Origin of the sequence: Natrialba aegyptia DSM 13077 (assembly GCF_000337535.1) — an archaeon.
In the GTDB taxonomy this organism is placed as follows: Archaea; Halobacteriota; Halobacteria; order Halobacteriales; family Natrialbaceae; genus Natrialba; species Natrialba aegyptia.
On the sequence record NZ_AOIP01000034.1, the window covers coordinates 24,236 to 45,930 of the forward strand.

The window sequence follows — 21,695 nt, forward strand, 5'->3', positions numbered from 1 at the left end:
ACCGTGCTCGGTCGGATGGGTTAATTGATTAACTGTCCGTCGCGGAGAACGAGTCTTCGAACAGCGTCTCGAAGAGTTTCTGTTCGGAGGCCCGGACGTGTTTGTGAAATGCGGGCGGGGAGATTTCGAGGGAGGCCGCGATTTCTTCGCCGGTCGTGTGGCGCGGCCATTCGAAGAAGCCGCCGTGATAGGCGGTCTGAACGACCTCGCGCTGGCGATCGGTGAGTTGATCGAGGATGGCGTTTCGGCTGGCCGGATCGAGCGATGGAGACGTGTCTGCAGGTTGGTCGCGGCGGGCGACGAGCGATGCGTGGACGTCGTTGTCGGCGAGCCCCGAGAGGAGATTGCGGACTTCGACGGCGTCTGGAACGTCGATGCGAGCGCGGGTCGAGCCGTCCGCTGTGGCGACGATCGAGCGGAGCGTCCCGCCGTGGGACTCGACGATGGAACCGAGGAACGGTTCCGTAAGTTGGAGTTGAAAGAGCGTTCGTCCCTCGGCGGTGGCGATCACCGAGGCATCGACGAACCCGGATATTTCTGACAGAAAAGAGGGTGGCTCGACGGACGCGGAAGACGCCTCCGAGTCGTCCGTTCCGAACTCGGTGCTGTTGACGGAGACGAAGACGAGGGGACCGTCCGTTCCGGTCGTCGCACCTTTGAGTTCGACGGTGGCGTCGAGTCGCGTCGCCAGCGTGGAGAGGAGCGAGCCCCGTTCGATCTCGAGTTCGACCTCGGAGCGGTCGTCCTCGGCGGCGGCCTGCCTGTGTTTGACGGTGTCGATCGCGTAGGCGATCGTTTCGCCGAGTTCGGTGAGGATGTTCCGGAGTTGTGAATCGAAGGCATCACGGTCGTCGGCGTAGAGGGCGAGGACGCCGTAGCGGAACTCGCCGTAGACCAGCGGAACGGCGTAGACGGACTGGAAGGTTTGTGAGAGCGCTTCGGCCCGCCAGTCGCCGTCGTGGACCGCATCGGCGATGTTTTCGACGTAGGTGGGCGAGCGGGTGCGGGCGGTACGGCCGGCGGGTTCGGCGGCGGAGTCGTCGACGGTTGTGACGGTGACGGCGTCGAGATAGCCGTGGTCACGACCGGCCTGGGACCGGGGTCGAAGTTGGGTGCCGCTCGGGTCCGGAGTACCGATCCAGGCCATCGAACACGCCTCGAGTTCGGTGAGTCGGCTGCAGATGCCGCGTTCGATTTCGGAGCGCGTGTCGCTCAGCAACAGGAGTTGCTCGATGTCCTGTCGAACGCGGTTAGCGGCGTTGAGGCGCTCGAGGCGGGTGTTTTGACGTTTGAGTTCGCGCTCGCGATCGTGGAGGCGGCTGGTTCGACCGATCCGGTCGAGGGCGGCCTCGGCGGTGCGGGCGAATAGCTGGGCGAGTTCGACCGTTTCGTCGTCGTACTGCCCGGGTTCACGCGAGGCAGCCACGAGGACGCCGTGTTCGCCGAGGGGAACGTAGAGACCGCTCCGGACGGCTGTCGACTCGTCGAAGGCGAGGTCGGCGTCGGTGACATCGTCGTAGACGGCTGGCGTGCCGGAGACGAACGTCTCCCAGGTGATGCTTCCGCCGGGTTGTAATCGGGGGAGGTCGTCGACGACGGATTCGAAGGCGGTTGCGTAGGCGGCCGGCACGAGTTCGTTTTGCTGGTCGTCGAAGCGGTAGACGCCGGCGTCTAAGTCGAGGACATCGCCGGCGACGTCGACGATGTATTCGCAGGCGGCCTGTTTGGATTTGACGGTGAGGAGGTGGCTCGTGGCGTCGTGGAGGGCGTTGAGCGTTTCCTGATAGTGGACGCGTTCGGTGACGTCGACGGCGGTGCCGATGATGCGTTCGACAGTGGGGTCGTCACCGGTTGCTGTCGCGCCGTTCTCGGGGGCTCGGTTTGCCATGATCGGCCGGCACCACGCCTCGAGAACGCGACCGTCGACCTCGTTGTGGACGTGGATGGGATATCCCTCGAGTGCGGCGCGGAAGTCGGCCCAGACCTTGGGATGGTCGTCGAAGAGGTCCAGAACCGACCTGCCGACGACTTCGGCGGGGACGGTGTCGAGACGGTTGAGCCCCTGTCCTTCGGCGAGTGTCACCGTGCCGTCGGGATCGAGCGTGAACAGAATAATGGGGGCGTTGTCGACGATCGCCTGCAGGCGTTCGGTACGGATTTCGAGTTCGCGTTCGCGTTCGATACGATCGGTCACGTCGCGGAAGTAGACGGAGATACCGGTCGGTGACGGGTAAATACGGGTCTCGATCCACCGATCGTAGGGGCCGTAGTACCGTTCCAGGGCGCGCGGTTCTTGTTGGTCCATCGCCTCGAGTGCGGCCGTCTGGAAGTCCGTCCCGTCCATGTCGGGGAATACGTCGAGGATCGGCTGTCCGAGGATTGCCTCCCGATCGACATCAAGGGTCTCCGCGGCCTGTTCGTTGACGTACGTGAACCGCCAATCCGAATCGAGTGCGAAGAACGCGTCCGTCACGCGGCGAAACGACTCGTCGAGTTCGCGTTCGACGCGGTGGAACTCGGTGACGTCTCGAGCCGAGACGATGATGCCATCGACGAGTCCGTCCCCGAGTCGGTTCGTCAGGGTCGCCTCGTGGATACACCAGGTGTCGGATTCCGTGCCGGTCTGATACTGGTATTCGATCGTCTCGGACGCGCCGACCGCGGCGGTCCGAACAGCCGTGATGGTCTCGCGAACCTGCGCCGTATCGTCGGGATGAATCTGCTCCAGAAAGTGTGTCCCGGGCAGTGCTTGCAGGTCGTCGCTCCGGGCGTGGCCACCCATCGGTTCGTTCGCGCTCGGGCCATCCTCATCACCCACCGGCGGACAGCAGTACGTGATCTCGCCCGTCTCGTCGAGGACGAATAACAGATCCGACGAGCGCTCCAACAGCGACCGATACCACTCCGCCTGGCCCGACTGGAGCCGTTGGACTGCACCGAACTCGACCGCCCGGCGAAGCCGATGTTCGAGCAGCGATTGCGTCTCGATCGTCTCCCGCGAGATGAACTCGACCGACGGCGAGTCGCCAGCGACTGGCGAGTCAGTGTTAGTGTTAGTGTCAGTATCAGTGTCGGCGTCAGCACCGGTGTCAAGACCAACATCAATGTCACCAGCCGAATCGGAGACGACGACGATCGTGAACTCGTCTGCGTGCAACTCCGTGGATAGTGACGGATCGTCGGTGAGCAGGCAGTCCGGTTGCGATTCGGAATCCGAATCGAGTTCGAGTTCACGTGCAGCGTCGAGTTCGACGGTATCGTCGGCGGTAGTATCGTCAGTGAGATCGTCGGCGGTAGAAACGAGGAGGGCGCTATCGGCGAGCGTCTCCGAAACGGATTGACGGAGCGCTGCTGAGCCAGCGACGAGGACGTGGAGCGTCTCCGGGGAGGACCACTGTGGAGGCTCGGGTGTGGGTGGTGTCTCGAGCCGATCGTTCATACACCCACTGGGTGAAGCAGCGGTAAAAACGTCGCGTCGATATGGGGTGTGGAGGAGCGGAGGTAGCTATTGCGGGGTTGCGTACCCGGAGGAGAAGACTGCCGGCGTTCAAACGCCGATCGCCACGCCGTCCTTTCGGGGTTCCGTTGCACCGGCGAGGGTCTCCCCGGTTCGGCGGACGAGCTGTGCGCCGCCGAACATGACCGGCGGGAGCACGCGAACGTCGTGTCCTCGCCGCGCGAGTGTTGCCTGCGCGGAAAGCCGTTCTTCGACGCCGAGCGTGCCGTCCTCGCGATAGCGCCACCGGGGGGCGTCGAGTGCAGCCTGGGGAGCCATCTCGTAGTCGAGCAGGTTGGAGAGCACCTGCACGTGGCCCTGGGGTTGCATATACCCACCCATCACGCCGAAGGCCAGCCAGTCGTCCGGCCCGAGTGCAGTGATCGCCGGAACGAGCGTGTGGAAGGGACGCTTGCCGGGCTCCAGTCTGTTCGGATGGTCGGGGTCGAGCGAGAACGACGCGCCGCGGTTCTGCAGCGCAATACCGGTATCGCCGGCGACGAGGCCGCTGCCGAAGCCGGCGAACCGGGAGTTGATGTAGGAAACGAGATTGCCCGCCTCGTCGCCGACGGTCAGTAAGACCGTATCGGCGTCCTCGGCGGGTGCGTTCGGGACGCCCACCGATGGCTCTCGAACGGGCGTCTCGCCTATCGCACGGGCGCGTTCGCGTGCGTAGGGTTTCGAGGCGAGCGGCGGGACCGTCTCGTAGGCCGGATCGGTGATGTAGTGGTGGCCGTCGACGAAGGCGAGTTTCGTCGCCTCCGCGAAGGCGTGAATCCGTTCGGGCGAGTCGTAGGCGTACTCGCCGGCACCGATCTCCTCGGCGATGTTCAGCGCTTCGAGCGCGACGAGTCCCTGATTGTTCGGCGGGAGTTCGTAGACCGTCGCGCCGTTGTAGGTCGTCTGCACCGGCTCGACGAACTCGGGTTCGAACGAGGCGAGATCGTCGTGCGTCATAACGCCGCCGGCGTCCCGGATCTCCCCGACTATCGCATCGGCGATCGCTCCCTCGTAAAACGCGTCCGCACCCTCATCCGCAATCCGTTGGAGTGAGGCCCCGAGTTCGGGGAGCGTCACGATCTGACCTGGCTCCGGACTCTCACCGTCGAACAGGAAGGCCTCGCGAGCGTGTTCGTCGGTAAATAGCTCCTCGGCCCCGTCCCAGTGGTGGGCGATAATCGGCGAGACGGGGTACCCCTCCAGAGCGTAGTGAATCGCCGGCTCGAGCACGTCGGCGAGCGACCGCCGACCGAACTCCCGAACCGTCGCCTCCCAGCCGCGGGCGGTCCCCGGGACGGTGACCGCGTGCGGCCCGAGAAACGGCATCCCCAGATCGGCTGCATCAGCCCCGCCGTCGACGGCGTAGCCGCGCGACCCCGGATAGTACCGTCCCGGCTCTGCTGTCGTCTCGAGCGCTTCGGTCACGGTTTCGATCGTCGCCCCGGCCGGCGCGCCGCCGCAGGAGCGCATCGCACCGACCTCGCCGTCGGCGGTTCGATAGAGGGCGAACACGTCGCCGCCGAGCCCCGTCGAAGTCGGTTCGACGACGTTCAACGCGGCTGCCGTCGCCACCGCGGCATCGAAGGCGTTCCCGCCGTCTTTTAGTATCGAAACACCCGCCTGTGCCGCGAGCGGCTGGCTGGTCGCAACCATTCCGCCGGTCGCGTACGCCGTCGAGCGCCGCGAGTCGAAGCGATCGAGTTCGATCTGATCGTTCACAGTGGTCACTATTACCACACGAACGCGACTCGTCAAAAGAACTCGTGGTCAACGTATCAAGACGAGGGGAGCCGACGGGATCCGAGACGGGTACTGCGACCGACCGCCGGGAGCAGGGTAGCCAGTGCGAAACCGGTCGGCAATGCGTGCACTCGTCGAAAGCGACGCCCGAGAAACACGACGACGCGACAAACCGTCCCGGCCACCGACGGACGCAGCACCGATCGTATCACAGCACATCCAAATTACCATGGGACAAGAGTACTGCGTATCGGCGGACTACGTGCTGTACGGGTGCACGAATATATCGAATGTACGGGTTGCGGGTTCGTTCTTCGATCGAAGAGCACCACCGCGCCACAACCCCGCAACTGGGACCTCTGTCCCGGTTGTGGCGGAAGTGACTTCGGATTTACCGATCAGTGAGTCGCCCACACGAGTTCAGTTCTCGCCCGGGACGACTGGCTCGTGAACTGCACGGTACCCGTTCTCGATCGTCTCGAGACCCGTCACCTCCCGAAGCAGGAGTTCGCGTTCCATTTTCGTGACGACCGGCGTCTCGTAGTGGACGGCATCGTACGAACACGCCGTCCCGTCCGCCTGGCGTCGTTGGCGCTCGACGAACTCGCGATGGCGCTCGAGACGCGTTCGGGCAACCGATCGAGAGAACGACGGCACGTTCTCGACCCGGTCCTCGAAGTCGTCCAGAAACGCCGGTTCGAGTTCGTTTCCGAGCGAGTGCCGGCCAGCGCACATGGCTGCGAGCGTCGTCGTCCCGGTGCCCCAGAACGGGTCGAACACGGTATCGCCGTACGTCGAATACATACTGATCAGGCGGTAGGGGATTTCGAACGGGTACGCGGCGGAGCGCTCGCGACGGTCGTCCGACGCATCCGTCTCCGGAAGGGCCTGCAGTTCGCCCTGCACGTCGGTCCACACGTCCGAAAACCAGCGGTTCCGTTCCTCCCAGAAGTACGCCGCCTCGTAGCGCCGATCCGCGCCGGGTTCGAACTCGCGGCTGTCGCCGCCGTTGCGAAAGAGCAGGATGAACTCGTGTTCGAGGGTGACGTACGCGTTCGGCGGGAGCGTGCCGCTGCCCATGAACTTGGCGGCGCTGTTGGTCGGCTTGCGCCAGAGCACGTCGGGCAGCGGATCGAAGCCGCGGGTTTCGAAGGCCTCGAGAACCCGGGCGTGGTTCGGGAAGACGCGAAAGCTTCCGTCGACGGATCTGGTCGCGTCACCGACGTTGATACAGGCGATACCGCCGTCGACGAGCACGCGCTCGAGTTCGTCCCAGACGCGGTCGAGTTGGGCGTGCATGGCGTCGAACGCGCGGCGGCCGTCGCCGTCGTCGAGGGCCTCACCGATATCTGGATCGAGTTCGGTAAAGAGATCGTCCCACATCTCGATCATGGGGTACGGTGGGGATGTGACGACGAGTTCGACGGAGTCATCGTCGATCGTCTCGAGGGTCCGAGAATCGCCGACGAAGACGCGATGGGTCGTCTCCATTGCGTTCACACTGTCGGCGTCGGGCCCTTAGCTCTTCGTCAATCGCGTCGTCGGCGAGCGTGTTGAACGCAGACCGCAGACCTATTCGTCGCTGTCTTCGGTTTCGTCGTCGGCTGTGTCTGTGTCGGTGTCGGTATCTGCGTCTTCATCCTCGTCACCCGCTTCGTCTGCTTCCTCCTCGGTCTCGTCTTCGTCCATCGCTGCTTCGTCGCTCGACTCGTCTTCCTCCGTCAGATCCGTTGCCGGCTCGAACTCCTCGATCGGTTCCCAATCCTCCGTGTCACCGGCGAACCGACGCCGCAGATACGCGACGGCGGCGGCGACGCCGAGGACGAGTACCAGCCCCAGGAACCGGCTCGGTGATTTCTCGGTGTCCGATTCCGACTCAGCCGTCGTCTCTTCGGTCACCTCCATGATCTCTTCGACCGGGGACTCGCCGGTTGCAGTCTCTCGGACGTCTTCGATAATCTCGGGCTCCTCGACATCTGAAAGCGGTGTCTCCTCGATGGAGGGAGACTCACGACCGGCTAGAAAGCCGACTGCTGCCCCCAGTCCGAACGCGCTCGCAGCGAGTGCGAGCGGTCGCCGTCTCGGCCCCCGCGACCCGTCAGCTTCTTCGACGGCCTCCAGAATGGAATCACGCATCGACGAGTCCAGCCCTCTGTCGATTGCTTCCTTGACAACGAGTTCGGAAAGTGTGTCCTGTTGTTTTGTGTCCGGCATAATCCGCTACGTCAACACGACCCTACATAACTCTGTGGACCGTTTTCCAGACGGCGGGCACGACCACGTGACGTAACACTATCCTACCGTGTTCAACGAGGTCCACGGGTACCCGTTGCCACAGCATCACTGAAGCAGACAGAACACACGCCAATACACTGTTTCTGGCGTATATATCCCTCTCACACCGGCCTAGCGCGCAGTAACCATCGGATAACGAAACCCCGTTCGGACAAACGACGGCGCAGTGATATCGTGAGCGTCATCCGGCATCCGGGCGTCCTCGGGCAGCGGACCCGCCGTCGGCTCGTCGGGCTCGCCGCCGCACTGACGGTCGCCGTCGTCGAAGCGCTCGCCGTCAGCCTCTGGTTCGGCCTCGTCATCACCGCTCGGACGACCACGACGGCCCTAATCGGACTCGGGATTCTTCTCTGCGGCTCGCTTCTCCGGATCACCATTTTCGAGACGACGATTACCGACTCGGCGCCACCGCTCACACTCGAACGGGTCGGGACCGCGCTCACGCTCACCGCTGGCTGGGTCGTCTGGCTCCTCCTCGCCGAATTCCTCGGCGGCGTCGCCGGTGTCCTCGTCGCAACGGTCTGTCTCACCGGTGCCCTCACCGCTCAGTTCTGCTTCGAGTGTTACGTCTTCCACTCCGTGACCCCGACTCCCTCCTCCGTGACTCCAATCCTTTCCGCCGCGGTTCTCGCCCTCGGCGCAGCCGCGCTCCTCACAACAGCCTGGTTCGTCGACTGGACGATCGGCCCCCCGTTCGCTGAACTCGACGCCGGAATTATCGCTATTCGGATCGAAACGATCCAGCTTGCCGCGCTCGTGTTCGGCCTCTGTGCCTTCCTCGCCCACCAGCACCGCTTCCAGCGGCTACTCGAACCCGACCTCTAACCTCACCTCACCCGCTCAGTCGTCGATCCGCTCGCGCGTGATCGTATTGTTCTCCCGATACACGAGGACGACTTCGACCGGGTCCCGATCACTCCCTGCTCCGGTCTCGCCGTCGACTGCGAGGGTCGTGGTATCGCCCTCGGTGACGGTCTGGTACTCGTCGGTCGGCTGCACGGCCGCCGGTACGAGGTGACGACACGGCGGTATCCACGTCGACACGCAGCCGACGACAATCGATCCCCGACACCCATACGTTACCGCCGGAGGCGTGCGACGACCGGTTCCGCGTTTCGGTCGAGTTCGACCAGACCGTCGTCTTCTAGATCCGTCAGTAATCCGCGGAGCCACTCGCGGCCGTACTCGCCGTTCGGCGCGTAATCGACGCGAACTCGGTGACCCAGCGTATCGAGTTCGAGTTCGTCGTACTCTCGAAGGGTTCCGATCACGCGGCCGCGGAACTGGCGGCGGCTGCCCTCGAAACTGGGCTGGGTCGGCACGTCCGGTGCGGTAAAGTCGCCGCTAGCGTAGGCGCTACACCACTCGCGCCACGGACAGCCGGCTTCGTCACATGCCGGCGTCTGCTCGCAGGCGACACCGCCGAGTTCCATGATAGCGTTGTTCCAGACTCGCGAGCGGTCGGCGGGCATGAGATCGCCCGCGGCGTCCTCGAACGCCGAATCGTCGTCGGGAACGTCGAACGCGCGGTAGAGCACGCGCTTGACGTTCGTATCGACGACCGCATCGCCGTTGTTGAACGCGAAGCTCGCGACGGCGTTTGCGGTGTACGGGCCGACGCCCATCAGCTCCTGAAGCTCGTCGGGTGACTCCGGAAATCGGCCGTCGTAGTCCGACTCGATCTGTCCGGCGGCTTCGTGGAGGTACTTCGCCCGATTGTTGTATCCCAGGCTGTGATCCGTCCAGAACCCGACGACATCGGCGCGATCGGCCGCCGCGAGTTCAGTCGTGGACGGCCAGCGCTCGAGGAACGCTTCCCAGGCCTCGACGACGCGGTCGAGTTGGGTCTGCTGGCTCATCACTTCGCTGACGAGGATCGCGTACGGGTCGTCGGTCCGTCGCCAGGGGAACTCGCGGTGGTCGGCCTCGTACCAGTCGATCAGCGCGTCGCGAACGCTGTCGCGGTCGTCGGGGAGGCTCCACGCCGGTGCTGCCTCCGTGTCAGTCATCGCTGGCTCTTGGCGGATGAACGGTTTAGGGATGGTGGTGTCGATCGATCGCGGCCGCTGACAACATTATCGAACGGTCGTTCGCGCATCGCGGACGGCTCTCGCGGCACCCGGGTTCGATCAGGAAGCCGCACAGTCTCCGTCCCGCTAGAGAACGTTTATGTTCATTGCTACCGTAACACATAGTGTAGCAGCACCGCGAGGATACACCGGACGATCTCCGTCGATCCGTTCGCAAGAACCGATTGCGGAGGATCGGAGAAAATCGAGTATCACGTCACAGGGATACGAGATGCGTACTCCGAAGGAGAACCGAACGGTTCACCACTCGTCTTCCATGGAAGACGACGAGAAGGCCAAGTAACGGATTCCAGGTAACTGGCGTTCGTGAATCTGGCAGACGCCAGCAGGGCCGTACGGACCGTCGAACGAACTCCCGTCCGGATCCAAGTCGCGGGGCTGTCGCGTTTTTCGGCGGCACAGTTGCGTCGACAGTCGATCGTAACCGGTCCGCCGGAACGATGTCGACAACCGTACGCCTAAGCCGTCGCAGTCATTCGATCAACCCATGCGAACGCCAGCACAGAACGGCGAACTGGCACTCCTGCTCGAGGTCGCAAGCACCCCGAAACCGGGGAACGTCGACCGCCACCGCGATCTCGACGACCTGCGATTCGAACACTTTCTCGCGGGCGCGGTCGGCGCTCGGGACGGACTCGAAATGGCCGCGACCGACTCCGAAATCGGTCCCGCCTTCGAACGCGCTATCGAAGGGATGGCCGCACAGGAAGGCGACAACACCCAGTTCGGCGCACTGCTCTTGCTCGTGCCGCTCGTTCGAGCCGCGCGGGACGGTCTCTCCCGATCAGCCGTCGAATCGGTCGTCGAGCAAACGACCGTCGCCGACGCGGCAGCCTTCTACCGCGCGTTCGAACACGTCGATGTCTTCGTCCCCGACCCGCCGGCGGACATGGCTCCGCTCGACGTTCGCCGAGGGTCCGACGCGATTCCCGCACTCGAAGCGCGCGAACTCACGCTGTTCGACGTGATGGACCGAAGCGTCCCCGGCGACGACGTCGCCCGCGAATGGACAACCGGCTTCGAGCGCTCGTTCGCCGCAGCCGACCGCCTCGCAGCAACGACCGGCCCGCTGCCCGACCGCGCTGCAGCGGTCTTCCTCTCCCTCCTCGCCAACCGCCCCGACACCCTGGTCGCAAACCGCCACGACGAGGCCACCGCGCGGGAGGTGAGCCAGCGCGCCGCCGCGCTGGCCGACCGCAACGCCATCGCCACCGATCGGGACGCCGTCGAAACGTTCGCAACTGAACTCGTCGATCGCGGAATCAATCCGGGAACGACGGCGGATATCACCGCGGCCGGGCTTTTCATCGCCCTCGAGCACGACACGGTCGAGATATGAACGACGGAAGCGACGCGGGCACAAACGGCGAGGACGAAACGAGCCCCCATTCCGGGGCGACGGCCTGGCCCGCACCGCTCTCCGGCGTCACCGAATCCATCGTCACGACGCTCGGCCCCAACGACCGGTGGAACGTCGCCGCACTCGGATTGTTCGCCGGCGATACCGACGCTGACGACGCCGACAATGCCAACGCCGACACAGACGAGGGCAAGCGCACGCCCGAAACATCGCCAGTCACCGCTCGAACCTGGGGTAATACCCGCACCCGTCGGAACTTCCACCGACAGGGCGAGGGCTACGTCCAGTTCGTCACTGACCCCGTCGTCTTCGCCGACGCCGCCCTCACGATTTATGAAGTCGAGAAACCGGTCCTCGACGCCGCTACCGCCTGGGCACGCGTCTCCGCCGATCCGGTCGATTCCGGATCCGACGACGGCACACCGTGGGAGCAATGGGAACTCGAACCGATCGAGACCGAAATCGAACGCGAGACCGTTCCCACGATCAACCGCGGCTTCAACGCCGTCATCGAAGCGACTGTCGCCGCCTCGCGACTCGGCGTTCCCGGCTACGACGAAACCACGCTTCGGAACCGACTCGAGTTCTTCGCGTCGGTCGTCGACCGCGCCGGAGGGCCGCGAGAACGGCTGGCCATTGAACGCATTCGAGACCACGCTGAGTGGTAAGACACGCACGCGAAAGGGACCTGCAGTCCAGGCTCGAACTCGCGCTGCAAAAGACGGCTCGAAAGAGCGGTACCGACTCGGGTGAACTCGAACCGGATCGTTCAGGCTGCTTCGCCTGGGGTTGGCGTTCGACCGGCGTCCGGGTGATCGTCGTCGACCGGAGCGTCGTTCTCGGCTTTCTCGACGAGTTCACTGAACCGGTCGGAGCGGTCTTCGATCCACGACATCGTTTCGCTGTCGGTGGTTTCCTCGCGCTGTTCGACGAGGAACGTCGTGATGACGACGGTTTTGACCCAGGGTTTGACGACGCCGGCGTGGACAACCGCGACGACGCCGGCGACCAGGACCCACGAGAGCAGTTCGAACGCGGGCGGAAGAACGTCGAGGGCGACTGCGACGGGTGCAAGCAGCGTCGCCAGGACGAACGACAGGGCGTACATCCCGACGACGATCAGGAGCGTCGACCCGAGAACCGTTTTCCAGGTTTTGCCGTACAGGACGACCCCATCGCGGGCTGATGCCCACCGGTTGTCGTTTCGGTCGACGAACATGTACGCGAGGATTGCGGTGTCGAGATATCGGACGGCAAGGACGATCGATTTCTGAAGGACATCGATCAGTGCCTCGAGTTCTGATGGAATCGGAAGGGGGATCAGTTCCTGAACGCGGGCAATCGAACGGGTGAACTGTTTGAGAATCGCATCGACGAGGACGTTGACGCCGTAGAGGCCGGATGCGGACACGAAGTACTCCTGGACCTGCGTTGTCCCGTACGAGAGTTGGTTCTCCGGGACCTCACCCTCCTCGACGATGTGTGCGATGACGGCGACGTGTCCAGCGTTGACCATATAGAGGACGTATCGTTTGATCAACCGCCAGATATACGCAAAACTCACGAGCGCGACGAGCATGACGAGTGCGACGACGAGGATTCCACCCCCGCCATCACCCCAGAGGAACAGGCTTCCAAGCCAGACAACCAGGGCGAGATAGATCACTCCGAGCAGTGCAAAGGCGATACCAATAGCGAGTTGCAGGAGAACGAACGGCCACGTTTTCCTGTATACGTCCGTTGCTTCTCTGAAATGTAGCGACATCATATCCGAATGTATGTTGGTATGATTTAAATTCATTGATCTAGTGTAGAATTCTGTATCGGTAATTAGTACAAAAATAGAGAACGTTAGGGACGAATACAGTGTCGGATGCAGTGAACCGATCAGTGGAACTCGAATCCGGACACGACCGGCGTGGAGAGTAACGGGAAGAAAAACGAAAGAGAAAGGGATTAAGAGCCTCTGGACGGAACCTCCCTGCATGGCAATCAAACCGGCCTACGTCAAGAAGACCGGGAACCTCCTGCTGGAGCGGTACCCGGACGCGTTTACGACCGACTTCGAACAGAACAAAGACAGCGTCGAAAAGCTCACCAACGTCGAATCCAAGGGCGTTCGCAACCGCATCGCGGGCTACGTGACGCGAAAGAAGGGCGCGCAGGTTCCCGCATAATCCGTCGAGTTCTCGTCTTCAGTTGTCCCGGCCGGTGAGCCGGTCGCCTGGCGATTACTTGGCAGTTACTTGCAAGACCAACTGAGAATCAGGCTGCATTTCGGCACTTCGCGAGCCGCGGCGTCCGCGCGTCTCCGAACCGACAGATCGATTTTTGCGGATCGGCCGCCAGAACGCGAGACGGAATCGAAAGCAGAGGGCGACACTGCGTCACCAGGTGCACCACTGGCGGCCCGATTCACCCCCTTACGCCGTGATCGCTATAGTAACAACTGAAACGGTTTACATTTACACACTGATCGTACAGCCGTCGCGCGATCAGGTATGCACTGACTTTCAGTGGCTACTAGAGCTACGGAAACCGTGATCCGACGACAAGGCCGTCAATAATCGAAGCCGAGTTCCATGTAGAACGCAGCAACGAGCGCGACGACCGCCACAAGCAGCGCAAACAACGAGCCAACGGTCCCGGTCAGGAGCGAGAGTTCGATACCGACGACCGGCAGTGTCGACCCCTGGAAGCCGGTCCAGAAGAACAGGACCGCGATGATCGCACTGACCGCCGAGAGGATTGTCGCTCCGATACTAAACGGCGTCTCGAAGAGCCCGGGTTCGCGCGACTTCGAATTCGTCGTCGTGTCCGTCATCGGTTCGCCTCCGATCCAGTCCGGCGGGTGGTCGCCACAGCCGTCAGTGACGGCGAACGCGCCGTGTCCGAACTATCGGCCGCAGTCACAGTCGATCCAGGAACCCGCCCTGCCGACGGACACCCGGACGACACTGCCGGGCGACCGACACTGACATCGAATCGGGTCTGTCGAGAGTTCATCGGTCGAAAGATACCGCCCCGTTTTCTTAATTTCTTCTATGGGCGTCGCAGCGACCGCGGCGCTGCGGCCGCTACCGACTCTACGGTGTGACTATCAAAAGTGCCCATATGTAAATAAAAATGGTGATGAGGGCGCGTGCGATACGAATCCAAACGGTTTTGCGGCCACGATACACAGTGACACAAAATGGCAGTACGAGTAGGCGTACTCGGCGCGACCGGCGCTGTTGGACAGCGATTGATCCAGCTTCTCGACCCGCACCCCGAGTTCGAACTCGCCGCCCTGACAGCGAGCGATTCGAGCGCCGGCAAGACGTACCGACAGGCCGCAAAGTGGCGCGTCGACAGCCCGATCCCGTCCGATGTCGCGGAGATGACCGTCCAGGCGACCGAACCCGATGCGATCCCGGACGACATCGACTTGCTGTTTTCTTCGCTCCCCTCGAGCGTCGGCGCAGCCGTCGAACCCGGCTTCTGCGAGGCCGGCTACGTCGTCTCGTCGAACTCGTCGAACGGGCGAATGGACGACGACGTGCCGCTTGTTATCCCGGAAATCAACGCCGAACACCTCGATCTCCTCGAAGTCCAGCGCGACGAGCGCGGCTGGGACGGCGCGCTGATCAAGAACCCGAACTGCTCGACGATCACCTTCGTCCCGACGCTCGCCGCGCTAACGGAGTTCGGCCTCGAAAAGGTCCACGTCTCGACCTTGCAGGCCGTTTCCGGAGCCGGCTACGACGGCGTCACCTCGATGGAAATCATCGACAACGCGATCCCATACATCGGCAGCGAGGAGGACAAACTCGAGACCGAATCGCGAAAGCTCCTCGGCGAGTTCGACGGCGCGTCGCTGACCCACAACGACATGGCCGTGTCGGCGTCCTGTAACCGCATCCCGACGATCGACGGCCACCTCGAGAACGTCTGGGTCGAGACCGAAGACGAACTCGACGCGGCGGCCGCCGCCGAAGCGATGGAGGCGTTCCCCTCGCTCGACCTGCACTCCTCACCGGAGCCGCTGATCCACGTCTTCGACGAACCGGACCGGCCGCAGCCGCGGATGGACCGCACCGTCGGCGGCGGGATGGCAATTGCAGCGGGCGGGATGCAGGAGACACCCTTCGGGCTGCAGTACAACTGTTTGGCCCACAATACGATCCGCGGAGCTGCCGGTGCGAGCGTGCTGAACGGCGAGTTACTCGCCGAGAACGGCTACTTCTAACGACCGGGTGGCCGGGTTCCCCCGGGACTCATGGTAGCGATCCAAACGCGGGCACAAACGGCGTTTTCGATCGAGTTCGAATACCGGTCTTCCCACGCTATTTTGGCACGGGGCCCAAATAGATACGATGCGAACGGTGGGATATGCTTCCAGTCATCTCCGATCCCGAATCGCTGACCCCGCTTGTCGGTGCAACGGCGGACACGGACGCCGATATCGATATTCTCGCCGATCGCCACCGACGAGCGGTCCTTCGCTATCTCGCGACGCGCGACCCGGCGGACCCGGTTCCACTCGCTGATCTCGCGGATTTCGTCGTTCTCGAGACGGACGCGGATGACCAGCGCTCCGGGGTCCTCGCCATGACCGGCGACGCGCTGTTTGGCACCCGAAAACGAGTTCACAGTTCGCTTCGACACAACCACGTCCCGCGGCTCGCAGAGGCTGGGCTGGTCGCGTTCGATCCGGACGCGAACACGGTGGCGCTCCGCGAGGACGGGGAAGCAGTGGCCGAAGAACTCGAGCGAGTCGATGCTGAGAGAGATGTTGCGGAGGACGAGGCGACGATCGCCTGAGACTGAACCTGAGAACAGGTGGAGGAAACCGTGACGAGGGCGACGGCGAGGACGGGGACGGAGACGAAGGCGAGGGCGGTGTACGAGGCGAAAACGAATCAGGAGTTCTGCGGCAGTGCAACGACGGGGACGGACCCCTTCTTTATCAGTTGTCTGGCGACATCGCCGGACAGGAGTTCGGCGATCCGATTGCTTTTTCGAGGGCTGAACACGACGGCTTCTGCGTCCCGTTCAGTTGCGGCCGCAAAGATCGTCTCGGCGATAGCGGTGCCGTAGAGGACCTCGGATTCGATCGTCGCCGGTGAGTCCGCAAGCGGCTTGCTCGCGGCTGTGAAGATTTCGTCGGCGTACTCCTTGCGCTGTTCGGGCGAGGCCTTATCGATCGACCCACCGCCTTTCTCGATGACGTTGACGAGAACGACGCGGCTGCTGTCGGTGAGATGCGGGACGAGTGTTGTCGTCGTCTGCTCGCCGTCGTCGGGGTCCGCGACGGGGACGATCACCGTTCCGTCGAAGGTGAGCGTCATCGTCGCCTCCGCGTGCCGGCGGAACGCCGCGGGCACTGTTTGCGTCCTCCGCCGAACGCTTCGGGAGCGACGATAACTGTGGAGTCCATAGTGGCACATCGCGGGAACGGGGCAAAAAAGTATCCGCAGTGCCGTTCGGACGGACGGACGGGACGTGCGGGGACGCGGACGGTCTCGGAACCGATCCCGACCAGCACGAAGAACTCGAGCGGGTGGCGTTACAGCGAGACCCGATTGACGAGTTCGTCGCTGCCGGCGGTATAGCGCCGGACGTTTTCGGAGACGATGTCAGCGAGGCGGTCGTAGTAGGCCGGCGTGTGGCCGGCATTGTGGGGGGTGAGCTGGACGTTTTCGAACGTCCACAGCGGGTGGTTCTCGGGAAGCGGTTCGGGATCGGTAACGTCGAGAGAGGCACCGCGGATCGCTCCCGACCGAAGCGCGCTCACCAGTGCGTCAGTGTCGACGACGGGGCCCCTGGCGATATTGACCAGGACGGCCTCGGGATCGAGCGTGATCAGTTCCTCGTGGCCGATCAGGCCGCGCGTCGTCTCCGTGAGCGGGCAGGCCAGGACGAGGTAGTCGGTTCTCGCGAGGGCGTCGTCGAACGCATCGCCCTCGAAGCCGACGACCTCGTCCGTCGGGCCGCCCTTCTCGGGCGAGTAGCGCACGCCGATCGTCTCGACGCCGAACGGGTCGAGGCGGTCGCAGACGGCCTGGCCGATCGCTCCCAGTCCGACGACCGTCACCGTCGATCCCTGGAGTTCGTGGGCCTTGTAGTGGCGCCACTCCCGGCGGCGCTGTCTGCGCGCGCCGACGTGAAACCGCCGCGTGAATCCCAGGATCGCCCCCAGGACGTGCTCGGCGATATTCGGCCCGTGGACGCCGGACGCGTTCGTCACCGCGACGTCCTGCTCCGAGAGTTCATCGAGCGGGAGGTGGCCGGTGCCGGCGTACGCGCACGCGAAGACGTCGAGGTCGTCGGCGCGGTCGAGCAGGTCGCTATCGAGCATCATGCCGGTGACGAACGCGGCAGAGCGGATGGCCTCGCGTTCGGCGGCGGGCGTTCGGGCGAGCGAGACGGTGTGGTCCGGGAGCCGCTCGCGGAGCGCACCGGCGTACTGTTCGACGGGGACGCCGTGAGTCCCCTTGCGGAGGACGAGCACGTCCGGTTCGGTTCCGGTAGTCGTCTCGTCCGTGCGTCCACCCTCGTCGGTACTCCCGGGACGGTCGTCGCGTCCATCGCTCGCGTTCATACCCATACGCGTGCCCTCGTGTGGAGCGGTCAAAAACGTTGACGGCGCGCAAGCACTGACACCCCCGTCCGCACCCGCGTCGTCGCACGCGGTCGATTCCAGACGCGAAATACAGGTACTTTAATACGGGCCACTGATTCCACACGGAGTATGGAACGCGTTGAGGTCGCGGTCGTCGGTGGCGGTCCCGCAGGTGCCACCGCCGCCGAACGGGCCGCCGCACACGGAGCCGAGACGGTCCTCTTCGAGCAGGGAGTGCCTCGCGAAGACCGCGAGGGGCTCGGACCGGACTCGACCGACGCCGCCGGAATGCTCGACTACTGGATCGACATCATGGACTTCGACTACGCGGAGATCCCGGACGATGTCGTCCTCCAAGAACTCGAGGGAACCGAGTTCGTCGGACCGAACAGCGCCGTCGAGTTGACGACGACGGGAATGGACGCCAGCTATCCGAAGTTCGGCTACACCTTCCACCGAGCGCGGATGGACGACTGGCTCTACGAGCGCGCGACCGACGCGGGGGCCGACCTGCGCGTGGGAACCGGCGTCTCGGATCTGGAAACGGATCTCCGCTCGTCGAGCCCGAAGGGACCGACGCACACGTTGACGCTCTCGAACGGCGACCGGATCGAAGCCCAGTACGTCGTCCTCGCCGATGGCCCACAGCGACGCATTACGCTCGAGGCACTAGATCAGTTCACGCCACCGGGGCGAAGCATCGCCGACGCGCTCTCGCCGCCGACGGCGAACCACATCGCCTACCAGGAGTATCGGGAGTTCCCCGAAGAGCTGTTCGACTCGAACTGGCTCAAATTTTGGTGGGGATACATGCCGGGCGAAACCGCCTATCCGTGGGTGTTCCCCAACGACGGCACCGTCGCCCGCGTCGGGCTGACGATGCCGATTGGCATGGAACTCGACGACGTCGACAACCCCGCGTCCTACGCGCTACTCGACTCCTCGGACGAGCGCCTTCCGTCGGGCTCGGAGTATATCACCCGCCTCTTAGAGCACGAGTTCGGCGACGAGTACGACATCGAGTCGGACATGCCGATCGTCGAGGACCGCGGCAAGTCGACGGGTACCGAAACGTATCCGATCTCATCGACGCGGCCGATCGACTCGCCCGTCGGCGCGAACATTGCCGTGGCCGGCGGCGCGATGGGAACGACCTCCGCCTTCCACGAAGGCGGGTATCACGTCGCCGTCCGCACCGGCAAAATCGCCGGTCGTCTCGCCGCGACGGACTCGCTCGAGCACTACAACGAGGTTTGGAAGCGCGCCATCGGCGACGAGATCCTTCGGAACGTCGCCTTCGCCGACATCGTCGCGGACTACGAACCCGACGACTGGGACCGAGCGTTCGATATCGTCACCGACATGCAGGGTGGCAGCGGCGAAAACGTCCTGCTCAACCGGACCTACGCGGCCGGTATCGGCGCGAGTAAACTCCTCGTCTCGTACAAGAAACGCAAGTTCGCCTACCGCAACGGTGGGTACGTGCAGTTCGACGCGGACGACTATCTCTACTGACGCGACCGGCGTGCACTCATCCCTGGCCTGCCCCTACGCGGGAGTCTTTTTCGGGGTCGACGTAGAAGCGAGTGTATGGATTCTGGTGGACACACCGATCCGCCCGCGGACGACACCGCTCGAGCCGACGGCTCGGGCCACCACGTTCCAGACGGACAGGCACCCGAAGAGTACGGCGACCACCGCGGCCACGGGGACCAGGGCGAGCCCGAACACAACCACCGGAGCCGCTGGCCGTTTATCGCCGCGGCCGGCGCTGCCGCCCTCTACGTCGGCTTCGCGCTCTTCATCTTCGGCGCCGAAACCGAACTCGTGCCGCGCCCGCTCGGTATCGGCCTCGCCGTCGTCGGCGCGGCCGCACTCCTGGCTGGTATCGGAGGCTGGCTCAATCAGGCGTTTTTGGCACCCGCGCGCGAGCGACAGGAGCCGCACAAGTCTCGGGGGTCGTACATCTCGACCACGATGCTCTTTCTCACGACCGACGTGTCGACGTTCGGCGGCCTGTTCATCTACTACTTCTTCATCAGAGTCGGGACGTGGCCGGCCGCGGAACTCCCCCCGCTGCTCGGATCGCTCGTGGTCATCAACACCGCACTCCTGGTCACCAGCAGCATCACCCTCCACTACGCTCACGAATCACTCGGCCACGGCAACAGGCGACGCTTTCTCACACTGCTCTGTGCGACGCTCGCGCTCGGCATCGTCTTCCTCGCCGGCCAGGCCTACGAGTACTACGAGTTCATCACCGCGGAGGGCTTTTCACTCACGAGTGGCATCTTCGGGAGCGCCTTCTTCGGCTTGACCGGACTCCACGGCTTCCACGTCGCACTCGGCATCGGCGGGATCGCCATCCTCTGTTGGCGGGCGCTTCGCGGCTACTACGGGCCCGACCGCGATACCTCTATCGCGACCGTCTCGCTGTACTGGCACTTCGTCGACGCCGTCTGGCTGTTCCTCGTGGTCGTGCTCTACGTCGGCGCCTCGATCTGAGGGGACTCACTCGAAATCAAAATCGAGGCCGACGGTGACGACCCCCCGGCCAGCAGTTTGCGCTGATCGCTCGACGCCGCTGAACTCGAGCGACTGTGCCGGCGCAAGGGTCTCGTTCGGTTCCGTAAAGAGAAAGGCACGATACGACGGTGCATGATCGTACGTGATGACGTGCGTCTGATACGAACGCTCGAAGCGGTCCGGTTGCCAGTCGAGTTCGGATGCGGCGACTGTGGCTCGGCTCCCAGGGCGAAACTGATAGGGAAAGAGCAGTCCGTGATCGGCGGGCTCCGTCTCGGGTTCCTTGGAGTCGGTACGCGCGCTCGCGCCTGACGTTCCCAACAGCGCGCCCGTCGAGACGGCGCCGCATTTGACGAACGTCCGTCGCGCCATCGGCCACCGCGTATTCTCGCTCATGCGCTGGTCCCCGACCAGCAGCGTCGATATAATCGTTTGGCATGACGACACAACGACTCCGAGAAACGCACCGAGACGATTGCCATTGCCACCGGCGCTGACTACCCGACCACAAGAGGATTCCAGGCAGCGATACGTTCAGTCTCGTCCACAACAGAGATTTATCACGTCAGCGCTGGGCAGGGACCAGTGGATGTTCTTCCAAGAACCCGAACTCCAGTACGAGGTTACCGTCGAACAACCGGACCCGCACTTCGCGAAACTCCTCCAGCAAGCGATCGGCGGGCAGGAGGGGGAGATGCGCGTTGCCATGCAGTACATGTTCCAGGCCTGGGCGCTCCCGGAAGGCTACGAGGAGTATCGCAACTTGCTGATGGAGACCGCCGCCGAAGAACTCGGGCACATCGAGATGCTCGCAACCGCCGTGACGAAGAACCTGCGCGGGTCGCCGAAACAGATGAGCGAGGATGCACAGGAGACCGCAGCAACGGCCGCCGCGATGACCGGGCAGAATCCGCGGCAGTTCCTCTCGGCCGGCCAGTCGGCGATGCCAGTCGATAGCAATGGCGTTCCGTTCACCGGCGGCTACATCGCCGCGTCAGGCAACCTTGCGGGTGATCTCTATGCGAACGTGATGGCAGAAGCGACCGGCCGAACTCTCGCAACCCGGCTCTGGGAGTACACTGACGACCCCGGCATGAAGGACATGCTGTCCTACCTCATCGCGCGGGACACGATGCACCAGAACCAGTGGCTGCGCGCGCTGGAGACGCTCGACGATCCGGTTCCGGTCCCCGCGAGCTTCCCGCAGGAACAGGAGAACCAGGAGTTCAACTACACGTTCATCTCGACCAGACGGGAGGAACAATCCGATCCCGGCTATCCGTGGACGCAGGGCGAGTCGCCGGACGGAATGGGGGAGTTCTCCTACGCTGCCGAACAGCCGGGTGACGGTGAGGTTATCGCCCCACAGCCCGATCCGATGACGAACGACGAACCGAATCGGACGAGCGAGTCGGACGGTTCGGATGACTCGACCACGTCGGGCAAATAGCCACCGTCGTTGAGATTTCCTGCTGTAGAACCGCTATCCGAGAGCCGACGGTTAGGAGCCATCGTTCATCGTTCGGTCGACTGCCATCTCTGGGGTGCGTTCGGCGAACGGGCAGCGTGCAACGTGCAGGCTCG

The 21,695-nt window shown here is 63.7% G+C and carries 20 protein-coding genes; 9 read left to right on the plus strand and 11 right to left on the minus strand.

All coding sequences use genetic code 11. From position 1 onward, the window contains the following. Positions 1-28: 28 nt before the first annotated feature. From C480_RS16420 to C480_RS16435, 4 genes are all read right to left on the minus strand, one after another. Positions 29-3,439 carry a GAF domain-containing protein gene (locus tag C480_RS16420; RefSeq protein WP_006666739.1) on the minus strand — a complete coding sequence of 1,137 codons (3,411 nt, stop codon included), beginning with the start codon at positions 3,437-3,439 and terminating at the stop codon, positions 29-31. A gap of 108 nt (positions 3,440-3,547) precedes the next feature. Then, on the minus strand, positions 3,548-5,215 hold the full coding sequence (locus C480_RS16425) for a gamma-glutamyltransferase family protein (protein WP_006666740.1): 1,668 nt from the start codon (positions 5,213-5,215) through the stop codon (positions 3,548-3,550). A 441-nt stretch (positions 5,216-5,656) separates the two neighbouring features. Beyond that, complete coding sequence (locus C480_RS16430) at positions 5,657-6,727, minus strand: DNA-methyltransferase (protein ID WP_006666741.1); 1,071 nt, start codon at positions 6,725-6,727, stop codon at positions 5,657-5,659. Between the two features lie 81 nt (positions 6,728-6,808). Then, the gene (locus C480_RS16435) at positions 6,809-7,450 is read right to left on the minus strand and encodes a hypothetical protein (RefSeq protein ID WP_006666742.1); all 642 of its coding nucleotides are present in this window, start codon (positions 7,448-7,450) and stop codon (positions 6,809-6,811) included. Positions 7,451-7,705: 255 nt separating this feature from the next. Here C480_RS16435 and C480_RS16440 point away from each other — a divergent pair, with 255 nt between their 5' ends. Beyond that, the gene (locus tag C480_RS16440; protein WP_006666743.1) at positions 7,706-8,356 is read left to right on the plus strand and encodes a hypothetical protein; all 651 of its coding nucleotides are present in this window, start codon (positions 7,706-7,708) and stop codon (positions 8,354-8,356) included. 15 nt (positions 8,357-8,371) lie between these two features. Here C480_RS16440 and C480_RS23650 read toward each other — a convergent pair whose 3' ends face one another. Continuing rightward, on the minus strand, positions 8,372-8,530 hold the full coding sequence (locus C480_RS23650; protein WP_006666744.1) for a hypothetical protein: 159 nt from the start codon (positions 8,528-8,530) through the stop codon (positions 8,372-8,374). 80 nt (positions 8,531-8,610) lie between these two features. Further along, positions 8,611-9,540 carry an HhH-GPD family protein gene (locus C480_RS16450; RefSeq protein ID WP_006666745.1) on the minus strand — a complete coding sequence of 310 codons (930 nt, stop codon included), beginning with the start codon at positions 9,538-9,540 and terminating at the stop codon, positions 8,611-8,613. A gap of 568 nt (positions 9,541-10,108) precedes the next feature. Here C480_RS16450 and C480_RS16455 point away from each other — a divergent pair. Further along, the gene (locus C480_RS16455) at positions 10,109-10,960 is read left to right on the plus strand and encodes a triphosphoribosyl-dephospho-CoA synthase (RefSeq protein WP_006666746.1); all 852 of its coding nucleotides are present in this window, start codon (positions 10,109-10,111) and stop codon (positions 10,958-10,960) included. Next, positions 10,957-11,649 (plus strand): DUF447 domain-containing protein, encoded by a 693-nt coding sequence (locus C480_RS16460; RefSeq protein ID WP_006666747.1) that lies wholly within the window; start codon positions 10,957-10,959, stop codon positions 11,647-11,649. The genes C480_RS16455 and C480_RS16460 overlap by 4 nt, the downstream gene beginning before the upstream one ends. A gap of 101 nt (positions 11,650-11,750) precedes the next feature. On the opposite strand, the gene C480_RS16465 is transcribed toward C480_RS16460, so the two are convergent. Continuing rightward, entirely contained in the window at positions 11,751-12,746 is a 996-nt protein-coding gene (locus tag C480_RS16465; protein WP_049903839.1) for a hypothetical protein, read from the minus strand. Positions 12,747-12,966: 220 nt separating this feature from the next. On the opposite strand from C480_RS16465, the gene C480_RS16470 reads away from it, so the two are divergent. Then, the gene (locus C480_RS16470) at positions 12,967-13,158 is read left to right on the plus strand and encodes a 30S ribosomal protein S17e (RefSeq protein WP_006666749.1); all 192 of its coding nucleotides are present in this window, start codon (positions 12,967-12,969) and stop codon (positions 13,156-13,158) included. 383 nt (positions 13,159-13,541) lie between these two features. Here C480_RS16470 and C480_RS16475 read toward each other — a convergent pair whose 3' ends face one another. After that, complete coding sequence (locus C480_RS16475; RefSeq protein WP_006666750.1) at positions 13,542-13,805, minus strand: hypothetical protein; 264 nt, start codon at positions 13,803-13,805, stop codon at positions 13,542-13,544. A gap of 369 nt (positions 13,806-14,174) precedes the next feature. On the opposite strand from C480_RS16475, the gene asd reads away from it, so the two are divergent. Together asd and C480_RS16485 are read left to right on the plus strand one after the other, a co-directional pair. Further along, positions 14,175-15,209 (plus strand): aspartate-semialdehyde dehydrogenase, encoded by a 1,035-nt coding sequence (gene asd, locus C480_RS16480; protein ID WP_006666751.1) that lies wholly within the window; start codon positions 14,175-14,177, stop codon positions 15,207-15,209. Between the two features lie 143 nt (positions 15,210-15,352). Beyond that, positions 15,353-15,784: a DUF7344 domain-containing protein gene (locus tag C480_RS16485; RefSeq protein ID WP_006666752.1), complete on the plus strand. Its 432-nt coding sequence runs from the start codon at positions 15,353-15,355 to the stop codon at positions 15,782-15,784. A gap of 98 nt (positions 15,785-15,882) precedes the next feature. Here the strand turns inward: C480_RS16485 and C480_RS16490 are convergent, their stop codons facing one another. Together C480_RS16490 and C480_RS16495 are read right to left on the minus strand one after the other, a co-directional pair. Next, a complete protein-coding gene (locus tag C480_RS16490; protein WP_049903852.1) occupies positions 15,883-16,311 on the minus strand; it encodes a universal stress protein in 429 nt (142 codons plus the stop codon). A 218-nt stretch (positions 16,312-16,529) separates the two neighbouring features. After that, the gene (locus tag C480_RS16495) at positions 16,530-17,564 is read right to left on the minus strand and encodes a D-2-hydroxyacid dehydrogenase (RefSeq protein ID WP_006666754.1); all 1,035 of its coding nucleotides are present in this window, start codon (positions 17,562-17,564) and stop codon (positions 16,530-16,532) included. A gap of 150 nt (positions 17,565-17,714) precedes the next feature. On the opposite strand from C480_RS16495, the gene C480_RS16500 reads away from it, so the two are divergent. Further along, entirely contained in the window at positions 17,715-19,100 is a 1,386-nt protein-coding gene (locus tag C480_RS16500) for an NAD(P)/FAD-dependent oxidoreductase (protein WP_006666755.1), read from the plus strand. A gap of 75 nt (positions 19,101-19,175) precedes the next feature. Beyond that, positions 19,176-20,090 carry a cytochrome c oxidase subunit 3 gene (locus C480_RS16505; protein WP_006666756.1) on the plus strand — a complete coding sequence of 305 codons (915 nt, stop codon included), beginning with the start codon at positions 19,176-19,178 and terminating at the stop codon, positions 20,088-20,090. A 6-nt stretch (positions 20,091-20,096) separates the two neighbouring features. On the opposite strand, the gene C480_RS16510 is transcribed toward C480_RS16505, so the two are convergent. Further along, complete coding sequence (locus C480_RS16510; RefSeq protein ID WP_152424076.1) at positions 20,097-20,507, minus strand: hypothetical protein; 411 nt, start codon at positions 20,505-20,507, stop codon at positions 20,097-20,099. 193 nt (positions 20,508-20,700) lie between these two features. Between C480_RS16510 and C480_RS16515 the strand changes: the two genes are divergently transcribed. Then, positions 20,701-21,561: a manganese catalase family protein gene (locus tag C480_RS16515; protein ID WP_006666758.1), complete on the plus strand. Its 861-nt coding sequence runs from the start codon at positions 20,701-20,703 to the stop codon at positions 21,559-21,561. Positions 21,562-21,695: the final 134 nt, after the last annotated feature.

Excerpts from the sequence above, each read along its gene's own strand:
- C480_RS16475 (WP_006666750.1), bottom strand. The coding sequence starts at position 13,805 with ATGACGGACACGACGACGAATTCGAAGTCGCGCGAACCCGGGCTCTTC.
- C480_RS16500 (WP_006666755.1), top strand. The coding sequence starts at position 17,715 with ATGGAACGCGTTGAGGTCGCGGTCGTCGGTGGCGGTCCCGCAGGTGCC.
- C480_RS16470 (WP_006666749.1), top strand. The coding sequence starts at position 12,967 with ATGGCAATCAAACCGGCCTACGTCAAGAAGACCGGGAACCTCCTGCTG.
- C480_RS16495 (WP_006666754.1), bottom strand. The coding sequence starts at position 17,564 with ATGAACGCGAGCGATGGACGCGACGACCGTCCCGGGAGTACCGACGAG.
- C480_RS16460 (WP_006666747.1), top strand. The coding sequence starts at position 10,957 with ATGAACGACGGAAGCGACGCGGGCACAAACGGCGAGGACGAAACGAGC.
- C480_RS16510 (WP_152424076.1), bottom strand. The coding sequence starts at position 20,507 with ATGAGCGAGAATACGCGGTGGCCGATGGCGCGACGGACGTTCGTCAAA.
- C480_RS16430 (WP_006666741.1), bottom strand. The coding sequence starts at position 6,727 with ATGGAGACGACCCATCGCGTCTTCGTCGGCGATTCTCGGACCCTCGAG.
- C480_RS16465 (WP_049903839.1), bottom strand. The coding sequence starts at position 12,746 with ATGTCGCTACATTTCAGAGAAGCAACGGACGTATACAGGAAAACGTGG.
- C480_RS16420 (WP_006666739.1), bottom strand. The coding sequence starts at position 3,439 with ATGAACGATCGGCTCGAGACACCACCCACACCCGAGCCTCCACAGTGG.
- C480_RS16435 (WP_006666742.1), bottom strand. The coding sequence starts at position 7,450 with ATGCCGGACACAAAACAACAGGACACACTTTCCGAACTCGTTGTCAAG.
- C480_RS16515 (WP_006666758.1), top strand. The coding sequence starts at position 20,701 with ATGTTCTTCCAAGAACCCGAACTCCAGTACGAGGTTACCGTCGAACAA.
- C480_RS16490 (WP_049903852.1), bottom strand. The coding sequence starts at position 16,311 with ATGACGCTCACCTTCGACGGAACGGTGATCGTCCCCGTCGCGGACCCC.
- C480_RS16450 (WP_006666745.1), bottom strand. The coding sequence starts at position 9,540 with ATGACTGACACGGAGGCAGCACCGGCGTGGAGCCTCCCCGACGACCGC.
- C480_RS16455 (WP_006666746.1), top strand. The coding sequence starts at position 10,109 with ATGCGAACGCCAGCACAGAACGGCGAACTGGCACTCCTGCTCGAGGTC.
- C480_RS16505 (WP_006666756.1), top strand. The coding sequence starts at position 19,176 with ATGGATTCTGGTGGACACACCGATCCGCCCGCGGACGACACCGCTCGA.
- asd (WP_006666751.1), top strand. The coding sequence starts at position 14,175 with ATGGCAGTACGAGTAGGCGTACTCGGCGCGACCGGCGCTGTTGGACAG.
- C480_RS16485 (WP_006666752.1), top strand. The coding sequence starts at position 15,353 with ATGCTTCCAGTCATCTCCGATCCCGAATCGCTGACCCCGCTTGTCGGT.